Below are 12,295 nucleotides of genomic sequence, written 5' to 3' on the forward strand. Positions count from 1 at the left end.
ACGGCCATTTTTCCACAGGGGTGCCATAGCCGGAATAATTTCATATTTAACAATGGATTAGATTGAAATTTTTCTGCCATTTTGCAGCGATTGCCGGTGATGGACGCATGCCGGAAGTGCGATAAATCCGCAGACTCGCCCCGTGTGAGTCGGATTCGCCACGCCAAATCGGATTGAAGCTGCGCAAGCGCGCGCTGGACGGCATCGGGCCGATGCAATAGTTCGTTGCAAACTCGGGAGCTTAGCCATTTCCAAGCCTTATCTTGTCGCCGCCCTGCTTATGGCGCTCTCTTGCCCGGCGGCAGCGATGGCCGACAGCGTATCGCTAACGGCACCGCAGTTGTTCGAACTCGCCGACCGCGCCCGCGACAGCGGCGATTTTGCCACCGCCGAAACCGCCTATCGCGCCCTGGCGGACAATCCCGATATCGACCTGCGCAACGAAGCGCGGTTTCGCCTGGCGCTGATGCTGGCGGATCGCGAGCACAAGTTGAAGGACGCAGCCCTGATCCTGCGCCGCATTCTGGACGAACGCCCCAACGCGCAGCGCGTGCGCCTGGAACTGGCGCGGGTTCAGGCGATGATGGGTGACCTTGGCGCTGCCCGCCGGGAAATGCGCGCGGCCCAGGCTAGTGGGCTGCCGCCCGACGTGGAGCGCATGGTGCGGTTCTATGCTGCCGCACTCAAGGCGCGCAAACCCTTTGGTGGCAGCCTGGACGTGGCGCTGGCGCCCGACAGCAACATCAACCGCGCTACCCGGTCCAACACGCTGGGTACGGTGATCGGCGATTTCACGCTGGACCAGGATGCCAAGGCCAGATCGGGCCTGGGTTTGGCGCTGCGCGGGCAGACCTATTTTCGCACCCCGCTGGAAAAGAATGCCACCCTGCTGGTGCGGGCCAATGGATCGGGCGATCTTTACCGCGATGAGCGCTTTGACGATATCCTGATCGGCATCCAGGCCGGCCCGGAATATACGCTGGGTGCCGACCGGTTGACGCTCGCCGCCGGGCCGACCTGGCGATGGTATGGCCTCAAGCCCTACAGCACGTCGGTGGGGGTGAGTGCCGATTTCCTCCATCCCATGGGCAAGACGATGCAGGGCCGCCTCGGCCTGGGCGTGACCCATACTGCCAACCGGCGCAATGCCTTGCAGACCGGCGATGTCTTTGCCCTGTCGGCCGGGCTCGATCGTGCGGTATCGGCCCGCCTGGGAGGCGGGGTGCAGGCCTTCGTCAACCGCACGAAGGCCCGCGACGCGGGCTGGTCGGACGTGACCGGCGGTGGCGCGGTCTATGCGTTTCGCGAAATCGGCCGGACCACCGCCGTGATCAGCGCCAGCTACAGCCACCTCGAGGCCGATGCCCGGCTGTTCCTCTATCCGCGCCGCCGGATGGATGACCGCTTTTCCGTGGTGGCCAGCACCACCTGGCGTGCGCTGCAATGGCAGGGCCTGGCCCCGATCACGCGCCTGCGGTGGGAGCGCAACCGATCGACCGTGGGCATCTATGACTATCGCCGGGTCGCGGCCGAAGTGGGCATTACCGCCGCGTTTTGAGCGTGCGCTCCCCGCGGATTCAGGCGTGGCCGGTATCGGCGGCAAGATGGGCGGGATCAATGCCAGCGGCGCGCCAGGTGGCCGACCAGCGCTGTTCCCGCGGGGTATCGAACAGGATCGCGGGCGAGCCTTCGGCGGCATGCCAGCCGTGGTGGTGCATTTCTTCTTCCAACTGCCCCGGTCCCCAGCCGGCATAGCCCAGCGCCACCAGCCAGCGCGAGGGGCCGCGCCCTTCGGCAATCGCGCGCAGCACGTCCATCGAGGCGGAGAGCGTGCACAGCGGATTGACCGTGACCGAGCCCTCGCCGCCCCAATCGGGGGTGTGCAGCACGAAGCCGCGCCCGGTTTCCATCGGGCCACCATGCAGCACCGGTACATCGGGCGCATGGCCCGGATCTATGCCTACATCTTCCAGCAGGCCGTGAAAGCGGATGCCGGCACGTTCCTCTCCCAGGCCAATGCCGAGGGCGCCGTTGGCATCGTGCAGACACAGCGCGAGCACCGCGTGATCGAAGCGCGGATCCATCATGCCGGGCATGGCAAGCAGCAGGCGCCCAGCAAGATCGTGCGGGGCAAGATCGGCAGCGGCAGGTTCGGTCATGATGGCAGACTTTTTCAGGCGGCGGCCGATGCGGCAGCGGCGGCGGTGGCAGCGCGTTCGCTGGCACCCCCCGGACCACGGTCTTCGGCCACGTCGATCAGGCGCTTTTCCAGGTTGCGCAGGCGGTTCTCGCTGGTCACCTTCTCACCCAGGATATCGGTGACATAGAACGTATCGACCGCGCGTTCGCCATATGTGGCGATGTGAGCGGAATGGACCACCAGCCGCGAATCGAACAGGGCATGCGCCAGGCGGCCGAGCAGCGCGGGCCGATCGCGCGCGCCCACTTCCACCACGGTGAAGCGGTTGGACGCCTTGTTGTCGAAGATCACGATCGGCTGCACGTCGAACGCCTCTGCCCGGGGGCGAGCGAGCGGCCGCGCGGCGAGCTGGGGCATGAGCTTGACCCGGTTGGACAGGGCATCGGCGATGCTGTTCTTGAGCCGTTCGATATGGCGCGCTTCGTTGAGCGGGCGGCCAAGCGGGTCCTGCACCAGGAAATTGTCGACCGCGAGGCCATTGCGCGTGGTGTGGATGCGCGCATCGATGATGTTGCCCCCCGCCAGGTGGATCGCGCCGGCCAGGCGATAGAACAGCCCGGCGTGGTCTGCGGCCAGCACGGTAACCAGCGTGGCGCCGCGCGCGGGATAGTAATGCGCCTCTACCGACAGCGGCTCGCCCAGGGCGCTATCCATCTGCTGGAGGTTGAGCGCGATGATGTCTTCGGGTTCGGCAATCCAGTAGGCATCGCTCAGCTGCCGGCCGACCGTGCCGATCAGCGCGTCGCGTTCCTTGAGCAGTTCGCCCACGGCCTTCTTCTTGGCGGCGATGCGTTCGGGCCGGCCGTGCTGTTTGTGGCCGAGACGCAGCATTTCCTCGGTCTGGATGAACAGGTCACCCAACAGCTGGCGCTTCCACGAATTCCAGATCCCTGGCCCGACCGCGCGGATATCGACGATGGTGAGGATCAGCAGCAGGCGCAGCCGTTCGGCGCTTTGCACCTGCGCGGCGAAATCGGCGATCGTCTTGTAGTCGGCGAGATCGCGCTTGAACGCGGTGGCGCTCATCAACAGGTGCCAGCGCACCAGCCACGAGACGAGCTCGGTCTCTGCCGCCGACAGGCCCAGCCGCGGGCACAGCTTGCGCGCCACTTCGGCCCCGAGCACCGAGTGATCGCCGCGCCGACCCTTGGCGATATCGTGCAGCAGCGTGGCGACATAGAGCACGCGGCGCGAGGCAACCTTCTGCACCACGTTGCTGGCCAGGGGATGCAGTTCGCGCTCCTCCCCTTTTTCGATGCGGGCGAGCAGGCCGATGGCGCGGATGGTATGCTCGTCCACCGTATAGTGGTGGTACATGTCGAACTGCATCTGCGCCACCACGCGCCCGAAATCGGGAATGAAGCGGCCAAACACGCCGGCCTCGTTCAGCCAGCGCAGCACGGTTTCGGGATCATGCGGGCTGGTCAGCAATTCCAGGAACAAGGCATTGGCGCGCGGGTCCTTGCGCACCGCGCCATCGATCAGGCCAGCATCGCGCCGCGCCAGGCGCATCGCATCGGGATGGATTTCCAGCCCGTGCTTGTCGGCCACCACGAAGATCTCGAGCAGGCGCACGGGATCGACGGCAAAGAAATCGTCGGCCGGGACCGACACCTTTTCCGCGACGATGGGAAAGCCCGAAACCTTGCGCTTGCGGCGCTGGCGCAGCGCGGCGAAGAAGCCGGGCTTGGTGCGGGCAAACTGTTCATCGAGCTGGGCCATGAACACGCCGGTGAGCGAGCCGACCTGCTTGGCCTGGAGAAAGAAGAACTGCATGAAGCGTTCGACCGAGCTTTTGCCCGGACGATCGGCAAAGGCCATGCGCGCGGCCACTTCGCGTTGCAGGTCGAATGTCAGGCGATCTTCGGCGCGGCGGGTGATCATGTGCAGGTGGCAGCGCACCGCCCAGAAGAAATTCTCGGCGCGGTGGAACGCGCGATATTCCGCCGCCGTGAGCAGGCCGACATCGACCAGTTCCGATGGATCGCGCACCTTGTGGACATATTTGCCGATCCAGTAGAGCGTGTGCAGGTCGCGCAGCCCGCCCTTGCCCTCTTTCACATTGGGTTCGACCACATAGCGGCTGTCGCCGAGCCGCTTGTGCCGCTCGTTGCGTTCGGCCAGCTTTTCGGCGACGAATTGGCGCTCGGTGCCGGCGGCGACCTCGGCCCAGAAGCGGCGCGCCGCTTCTTCATAGACGTCGCGATCGCCCCAGACGTAACGCCCTTCGAGCAGCGCCGTGCGGATCGTCAGGTCGCTCTTGGCCATGCGCACCGTATCATCGAGCGAGCGGCTGGAATGACCGACCTTGAGGCCAAGGTCCCACAGGAAATAGAGCATCGCCTCGATCACCTGCTCGCACCACGCGGTGGGCTTGTTCGGCGTGACGAACGCGATGTCGACATCGGAATGCGGCGCCATCTCGCCCCGGCCATAGCCACCCACGGCCAGCACGGCGATGCGCTCGCCCGTCGTGCGGTTGCTGGCGCGATAGACCTGGCCGATCACATAGTCGTGAATCACCCGCACCAGCTGGTCGACCAGGAAGGCCTGGCCCTGGGCGCATTCATAACCTGCCGAGGGCCTGCCGCGCAGGCGCCGGGCCAGTTCCTCGCGGCCATGGGCCAGCGCGGCGCGCAGATGCTCGACCACTACGGGCCGGGCGCGCGAGGGATCGCCATCGGCTTGCGCCACGGCCTGGGTCACCGCCTCGGCAAGGGTGCGACGGTCGATAATGGCGCGCTGGTGGGCGATGCGGGGCAAGGTCATGCCCCCTCATTAAACGAGGTGGCGTTAAGGGGAAACAGCGCAGGCATCCAAGTTTTCACGATAATCGCCGATTGGCCTCCCCCTTTCGGGCAGGATCGCGCGCGAACGACTGCGACCGGGCTGTAACGGCGCTGCCGCGCTTTTGGGATTTGCCAGCAGCTTGGCCCCTGTGCCAGAAGGCGCGCGAACCTGGGCAGGCTGGCAAGGCCTGGCCCACGGCCATCAGTTCACCGAATACGGAGCGTCGCGCTTGTCCCTTTTTCCGGCCCTTTCTGCCGCTGCGGCTGCCTCGTCGCACATGCCGCTGCATTGGGAGCAACTGCATCTCTCGCCCATCGCCTGGGATTTCGGCTTCTTTGCGCTGCGCTGGTATTCGCTGGCCTACCTCGCCGGCATCCTGCTTGGCTATTGGCATCTCTCGCGCATGATCCGCCAGCCGGGGGCGCCGATGGCCCAGCGCCACGCCGATGACCTGTTCTTCTATGCCACGCTGGGCATCATCCTGGGCGGCCGACTTGGCTATGCCACGTTCTATGCTCCGGAACTGTGGACCCACCCCAGCGAACTGGTCAAGCTGTGGCAGGGCGGCATGAGCTTTCACGGCGGCCTGATCGGCACCGTGCTGGCGATCGCCTTCGTCTGCTGGCGCAACCAGCTGAGCTTCATCCGGGTGTGCGACTATATCGCCCCATGCGCGCCGATCGGGCTGTTCTTCGGGCGCTGCGCCAATTTCGTGAATGGCGAGCTGTGGGGCCGCGTCACCACCGCCGATGTGCCCTGGGCCATGGTCTTTCCCGGCGCCGGTCCCAATCCGCGCCATCCCAGCCAGCTCTATGAAGCGCTGCTCGAAGGGGTGATCCTGGCCACCGTGCTGATCACGCTGTTCTGGAAAACCCGCGCGCGCTGGCGTCCGGGCCTGCTGATGGGCACGTTTGCCACCGGCTATGCGCTGTCGCGCTTCATCGTCGAATTCTATCGCGAACCCGACGCCCAGCTCGAAGACTTTGCCCTGCGCACCGGGCTGTCGATGGGCCAGTGGCTGACCCTGCCGATGCTGGCGATCGGCCTCACCCTGCTGGTTCGGGCCATGGCGCGCCCGCCGCTGGGCACCGTGACGCCGCCCCCGGCCGATTGAGCACGCCATGGCCGATGACAGCCTGCGCGCGGTCTTTGCCAGGCTGATCCGGGCGACCGGCCCGATCAGCGTGGCGCACTTCATGGCCGAATCCAACGCGCGCTATTACAGCACGCGCGATCCGCTGGGCACGGCCGGCGATTTCATCACCGCCCCGGAAGTGAGCCAGATGTTTGGCGAAATGATCGGGCTATGGCTGGCCGACATCTGGATTCGTGCCGGGAAGCCGCAGCCGGTCGCCTATGTCGAGGCCGGACCCGGCCGCGGCACCCTGGCACTCGATGCGCTGCGCGCTGCCGCGCGCCACGGCCTGGTGCCCGATGTACACTTCGTGGAAACCAGCCCGACACTGCGCGGTGTGCAGCGGCAGCGCTTTCCCCAGGCCACCTGGCACGATGATTTCTCCACCCTGCCGGCCGATCGCCCACTCATGGTGGTGGGCAACGAATTCCTCGATGCCCTGCCCGTGCGCCAGATCGTGCGCATGGCCGAAGGCTGGCGCGAGCGGATGATCGGCTGGGACGCGGCGGGCGAACGCCTGCTGCCGGTGGCCGGCACCCGCCCGATGGATGCCGCCGTGCCCGCAGACCGGGCCGATGCGCCCGAAGGCACGATCATCGAAACCTGCCCTGCGGCGGCGGCCGTCACGGCCGATATTGCCGCGCGGCTGGCCGCACAGGGCGGCGTGGCGCTGTGGATCGACTATGGCCATGCCGAGCCCCGCGATGGCAGCACGCTCCAGGCCGTGCGCGCCCAACACAAGGTCGATCCCTTTGCGCATCCCGGCGAAGCAGATCTTACCGCGCTGGTCGATTTTGCCGCGCTGGTGCCGGTGATCGCCGCGGCTGGCGCGCGCTGCGATGGTATTGTCACGCAGGGTGAATTCCTAAGATCGCTGGGGATCGAGGCACGCGCGGCTACCCTGGCTCGCCATGCACCCGACCATGGCCCCGCCCTGGCGCGTGCACTGGCCCGCCTGGTTGATCCGGCCGAAATGGGCAACCTGTTCAAGGCAATGGCATTTACTGCACCGCACTGGCCAACTAGCGCAGCATTCTAGCCAGTTTGTCGATTGCATTGCGGCAGCGCAAAATACGGCCCGTTGCTACACTAAAATGCTTGTTGGCAAAGCCGCAGTTCTGTGGCTATCACGCGTTATAACTGTTTGGGTCTGGCACGTGCATACCACGGCGGCCCGGCGCGCATGATACCCGGCGATGTTCGCCGCCGCGCGCAAGGAGGGGGAAATACCGTGCCCGGCCGTTTCCAGGCGGGGTGGCAGCAGGCAGGGATTATCAATGGCTGATGAGGCAATTGTGAACGCAAGCGGCACAGATTCGCCCGCCGTCCATGACGGTACGGGCGCCGATGAAGGCGTGCGCCGGCGCGATTTCATCAATATCGCGGCAGTGAGTTTTGCGGGTGTGGGCGGCCTGGCGGTGCTGGTGCCGCTGGTGTCGCAGATGGCACCTTCGGCTGACGTGCTGGCAGAAAGCTCGACCGAGATCGATATCTCGCAGATCGCGCCCGGCCAGGCGATCAAGGCGGTATTCCGCAAGCAGCCGGTCTTCGTGCGCAACCTGACGCCGGTGGAAATCGGCGAGGCCGACAAGGTGCCGCTGTCCAGCCTGCGTGATCCGCAGACCCTGGAAGAACGGACCAAGCCGGGCAAGACCAACTGGCTGATCACCATGGGCGTCTGCACCCACCTGGGCTGCGTGCCGCTGGGCGCCGGCGAAGGCGAGGTGAAGGGTGAATTCGGCGGCTATTTCTGCCCGTGCCACGGCTCGGTCTATGATACCGCCGCGCGCATCCGCAAGGGCCCGGCACCCAAGAACCTGGAAGTGCCGGTTTATGAATTCACGTCCGACACTGTCGTGAAGATCGGCTGAGGATAGACACGATGAGCTTTCCCTGGGCGAAACATTACAAGCCAAGCCACCCGCTGATGCAGTGGCTGGACGAAAAGCTGCCACTGCCGCGCTTCGTCTATAATGCTGTCGGCGCCGGCTATCCGGTGCCGCGCAATCTGAACTACATGTGGAACTTCGGCGTGCTCGCCGGGGTGTGCCTCATGCTGCAGATCGTGACCGGCGTGGTCCTGGCGATGCACTATGCCGCCAATTCCGGCGTGGCATTCGACAGTGTCGAGCACATCATGCGCGACGTGAACTGGGGCTGGATGCTGCGCTATGCGCACGCCAACGGCGCCTCGGCGTTCTTCGTGGTGGTCTATATCCATATCTTCCGCGGGTTCTTCTACTCCTCGTACAAGCCCCCGCGCGAAATGATCTGGCTTCTGGGTGTCACGATCTTCCTGCTGATGATGGCCACGGCCTTCATGGGCTATGTGCTTCCCTGGGGCCAGATGAGCTTCTGGGGCGCCAAGGTCATCACCGGCCTGTTCTCGGCCATCCCGGTGGTCGGCACGCCGCTGCAGCAGTGGCTGCTGGGTGGCTTCGCGCCGGATAACGCCGCGCTCAACCGCTTCTTCAGCCTGCACTTCCTGCTGCCCTTCGTGATCCTGGGCGTGGTGATCCTGCACATCTGGGCGCTGCACATTCCCGGTTCGTCCAACCCCACCGGCGTGGAAGTGAAGACCGAATCCGACACCGTGCCGTTCCACCCCTATTACACCGCCAAGGATGGCTTCGGGCTGGGGGTCTTCGCGATCCTCTACTGCACCATGCTGTTCTTCCTGCCGAACGCGCTGGGCCACCCGGACAACTATATCCAGGCCAACCCGCTTTCGACGCCGGCGCACATCGTGCCCGAATGGTACTTCTGGCCGTTCTACGCGATCCTGCGCGCCTTCACTGCCGATTTCCTGTTCATCCCGGCCAAGCTGATGGGCGTGCTGGCGATGTTCTCGGCAATCCTGGTGTGGTTCTTCCTGCCCTGGCTGGACACCTCGCCGGTGCGTTCGGGCCATTATCGCCCGCTGTTCCGCAAGTTCTTCTACCTGCTCGTGATCGACGTGCTGGTGCTGGGCTTCTGCGGCGGCTCGCCGGCCGAAACCAAGTATGTGCTGATCTCGCAGATCGCCGCCACGTACTATTTCCTCCACTTCCTGGTGATCCTGCCGATCGTCGCCTCGATCGAGAAGCCGGCCCCGCTGCCCTTCTCCATCACGCAAGCGGTGCTGGGCAAGGATGACCAGACCGCCCCGGCCGCCTGAGCCAGCGCGAACCGCACAAAGAGAGAGAACCCCATGGTCCGTCTTTTTGGTCCTCTTGTCGGCCTCTTCTTCGCCGTGGCGCTGCTCTGGTCGTTCGGAGTGGGCGCGATCCAGGCGATCCGCGAGCCCGAACCCGCCACGGCGGTGCAGGTCTATCACCTCGCCCCGCACGAGCCTGAACCCGGCTTCTCGTTCAACGGCGCCTTCGGCAAGTTTGACCGGGCCCAGCTGCAGCGCGGCTTCCAAGTCTACAAGGAAGTCTGCTCCAACTGCCACTCGCTCCACTTCGTGGCGTTCCGCGATCTGGCCGCGCTCGGCTATTCCGAAGCGGAAGTGAAGGCGATCGCCAAGGATTGGTCGAACAAGGCCAAGGTCGTCGATCCCAAGACCGGTGATGAAACCCAGCGCGACAACGTGCCGGCCGATCACTTCCCCAAGGTCTATTACGCCGGCACCGGCAACCCGCCAGACCTGTCGCTGGTCACCAAGGCCCGCCACGAAGGCCCGGAATACGTCTATTCGCTGCTGACCGGTTACCAGGATCAGCCGGCCGAACTGCTCAAGCGGTTCCCCGACAGCAAGACGCCCGATGGCCTCTACTACAACCCCTACTTCGCCAACCTGAACATCGCCATGCCGGCGCCGCTGGCCGACGACCAGGTTACCTATGGCGACGGGACCAAGGCCACCAAGCAGCAGATGGCTGCCGACGTTGCCGCGTTCCTGACCTGGACCGCCGAACCCAAGATGGAAAAGCGCAAGCAGACCGGCTGGGCCGTGCTTGGCTTCCTCCTCGCCGCGACCGTGCTGGCGTACCTCGCCAAGCGCAATATCTGGGCCCGGGTCCACTAAAGCCGGGCCACAGCGCCAAAACGAAAAGGCCACCGGAAACGGTGGCCTTTTTCATGGGTTGTCGGCACTGGCGGCGCTTTCAGCCGCTTCCTACGGCCTCCCCTCCCCTGGACATTAACCCATGACCTGCGACCTCAAGTCCCTGATCCGCACCGTGCCCGATTTTCCCGTGCCGGGCGTGCTGTTTCGCGATGTGACTACGCTGATCAGCCATCCCACCGGCTTTGCCGCCGCGATCGACCACCTCGCCACCCGGGCACAGGCCAGCGGCGCAACCCTGATCGCCGGGATGGAGGCGCGCGGCTTCATCTTTGGCGCCGCTGCGGCTGCGCGCGCGCAGCTGGGCTTTCTGCCGGTGCGCAAGCCGGGCAAATTGCCGGTGCCGACGCTGGGCGTCGACTATGACCTGGAATATGGCACCGACCGCCTGGAAATCGATCCCACCGCCATCGCGCCAGGACAGCGCGTGGCGATCGTCGATGATCTCATCGCCACCGGTGGCACGGCGCTGGCCGCGGCACAACTTCTGCGCGAGGCAGGCGCCGTAGTGACCCATGCGTTCTTCGTGATCGACCTGCCCGACTTGGCCGGGGCGCAGCGCCTGCGCAACGCGGGCCTGGTGGTAGACGCCCTGATGGACTTCCCCGGGCACTGACGGCAGCACCGCCACAACCCGCCCGCCCTTTGCGACGCCGCGCAGGGAGGGCGGGTCAGCCGCTCCGTCAATCCACCAGCATCAGCGCGTCGAGCGCAACCACGCCTTCGCCCTGCGGGTGCAGGATCACCGGGTTGAGATCGATTTCGCGGATCGACGGCTCGGCCCGCAACACCTGGCCCACCTTGACGATCAGCGCGGCCAGGGCCGGCACATCAAGCGCCGGAGAGCCACGATAGCCCGCCAGCAGCGCCGCGCTCTTGAGCTGCATGAGTTCGGCCTCGACCGCCTCCTGCGTCAGGTCGGCCGTCAGCAGGCGCACGTCCTGAAGAATTTCGGCGGTAACCCCGCCAAACCCGGCCAGCACCACCGGCCCCCATTCGGGATCGTTCTTGGCGCCCACGATCATTTCCACGCCGCGCTTGCCCATCGCCTCGATCAGCACGCCATCGAGCGTGATCGCCGCATCATAAGCCGCGACATTGGCAAACATGCGGGTCCAGGCCGCACGCACCGCCGCGCCATCGGCGAGATTGAGGATTACCCCGCCCGCGTCGCTCTTGTGGCCCAGCGCCGCCGCCTGCGCCTTCATCGCCACGGGATAGCCCACCGCGTCCGCTGCGGCCACGGCATCATCGGGCGTCGCGGCAAACTGTCCCTTGGGAAAGGCCACGCCGGCAGGGCCCAGCAGCTGCTTGGCCTTGTATTCGGGAATGACACCCGAAACATCGGCAAGGCCCGCTACCGGCAGCGCCGGCGCATCAGTGGCCGTCAGATCGCGGGCAGACCAGTGCGTCAGGCGGGTGATGGCGCGCAAGGCGCGCTCGGTGGTGGGGAACCACGGCACCCCGGCCGCCCGCAGCGCGGCAATGCGCTCTGCCGGAACCTGCGCCCCTTCGTCCAGCCCGGCAAAGATCAGCGGCTTGCTCAGGGGCTTGCCTTCGACCGCCGCAAGAATGGCGGGGAACTTGATCGCACAGGTAATCGCCTCGGCCTGGATGATCCCGGCCAGAACCGTACCGACGCGGTCGTCGGCCAGCAGGGCGTCGAGCGTGCGGGTATAGATCGCCGGCTCCGAAAGGCCCTGCGCGGTGATGTCGAGCGGGTTCGACACCGGCACGAACGGCGGCAACGCGGCGCGCAGTTCCGGCGAATCCTCATCATGCAGCGCGGCCAGTTCCAGGCCGAGTTCTTCCGCCAGGTCGAGCGTCAGCGCCTTGAATGCGCCGGATTCGCCCAGCACGGCCGCCTTGCCCGAAGGCGCGATCGGGCACAGCGCCGCGATCTCGGCAATATCGCCCAGTTCTTCCAGGGTTTCGGCAAAAATCACGCCGGCGCGCGCGACCATCGCGCGCATCAGCTTGTAATCGCCGGCCATCGCCCCGGTGTGCGTGGCCGCCGATTCGCGCGCCGCGCTGGATTTGCCGGGATGCAGCAGCACCACCGGCTTGCCCGCCGCCCGCGCGCGACGCGCCGCGGCCAGAAAGCGCTGCGGCTTTTGGGACT

The 12,295-nt window shown here is 65.8% G+C and carries 10 protein-coding genes; 7 read left to right on the plus strand and 3 right to left on the minus strand.

Going from position 1 to position 12,295, the window contains the following annotated elements; translation table 11 throughout:
* The first annotated feature begins 307 nt into the window (after positions 1 to 307).
* Positions 308 to 1,558 (plus strand): surface lipoprotein assembly modifier, encoded by a 1,251-nt coding sequence (locus tag H926_RS0121270; protein ID WP_237741138.1) that lies wholly within the window; start codon positions 308 to 310, stop codon positions 1,556 to 1,558.
* Between the two features lie 19 nt (positions 1,559 to 1,577).
* On the opposite strand, the gene H926_RS0121275 is transcribed toward H926_RS0121270, so the two are convergent.
* Complete coding sequence (locus H926_RS0121275; protein ID WP_022678052.1) at positions 1,578 to 2,159, minus strand: YqgE/AlgH family protein; 582 nt, start codon at positions 2,157 to 2,159, stop codon at positions 1,578 to 1,580.
* A 14-nt stretch (positions 2,160 to 2,173) separates the two neighbouring features.
* The gene (locus H926_RS29650; protein ID WP_022678053.1) at positions 2,174 to 4,969 is read right to left on the minus strand and encodes a [protein-PII] uridylyltransferase; all 2,796 of its coding nucleotides are present in this window, start codon (positions 4,967 to 4,969) and stop codon (positions 2,174 to 2,176) included.
* A 298-nt stretch (positions 4,970 to 5,267) separates the two neighbouring features.
* Here H926_RS29650 and lgt point away from each other — a divergent pair, with 298 nt between their 5' ends.
* From lgt to H926_RS0121310, 6 genes are all read left to right on the plus strand, one after another.
* Positions 5,268 to 6,104, plus strand: a complete 837-nt coding sequence (lgt, locus tag H926_RS0121285) for a prolipoprotein diacylglyceryl transferase (protein ID WP_082209281.1) — start codon at positions 5,268 to 5,270, stop codon at positions 6,102 to 6,104.
* Positions 6,105 to 6,111: 7 nt separating this feature from the next.
* Positions 6,112 to 7,164, plus strand: a complete 1,053-nt coding sequence (locus H926_RS0121290; protein ID WP_022678055.1) for a class I SAM-dependent methyltransferase — start codon at positions 6,112 to 6,114, stop codon at positions 7,162 to 7,164.
* 238 nt (positions 7,165 to 7,402) lie between these two features.
* Positions 7,403 to 7,996, plus strand: a complete 594-nt coding sequence (gene petA / locus H926_RS0121295) for a ubiquinol-cytochrome c reductase iron-sulfur subunit (RefSeq protein ID WP_022678056.1) — start codon at positions 7,403 to 7,405, stop codon at positions 7,994 to 7,996.
* 11 nt (positions 7,997 to 8,007) lie between these two features.
* Positions 8,008 to 9,282 carry a cytochrome b N-terminal domain-containing protein gene (locus H926_RS0121300; RefSeq protein ID WP_022678057.1) on the plus strand — a complete coding sequence of 425 codons (1,275 nt, stop codon included), beginning with the start codon at positions 8,008 to 8,010 and terminating at the stop codon, positions 9,280 to 9,282.
* A gap of 33 nt (positions 9,283 to 9,315) precedes the next feature.
* Complete coding sequence (locus tag H926_RS0121305) at positions 9,316 to 10,134, plus strand: cytochrome c1 (protein ID WP_022678058.1); 819 nt, start codon at positions 9,316 to 9,318, stop codon at positions 10,132 to 10,134.
* A 121-nt stretch (positions 10,135 to 10,255) separates the two neighbouring features.
* Positions 10,256 to 10,789 (plus strand): adenine phosphoribosyltransferase, encoded by a 534-nt coding sequence (locus H926_RS0121310; RefSeq protein WP_022678059.1) that lies wholly within the window; start codon positions 10,256 to 10,258, stop codon positions 10,787 to 10,789.
* A gap of 67 nt (positions 10,790 to 10,856) precedes the next feature.
* On the opposite strand, the gene H926_RS29655 is transcribed toward H926_RS0121310, so the two are convergent.
* On the minus strand, positions 10,857 to 12,295 hold a 1,439-nt coding region (locus tag H926_RS29655; RefSeq protein ID WP_237741139.1), incomplete at its 5' end, for an acetate--CoA ligase family protein.

The sequence above is a fragment of the Novosphingobium sp. B-7 genome, assembly GCF_000410615.1.
GTDB lineage: Bacteria > Pseudomonadota > Alphaproteobacteria > Sphingomonadales > Sphingomonadaceae > Novosphingobium > Novosphingobium capsulatum.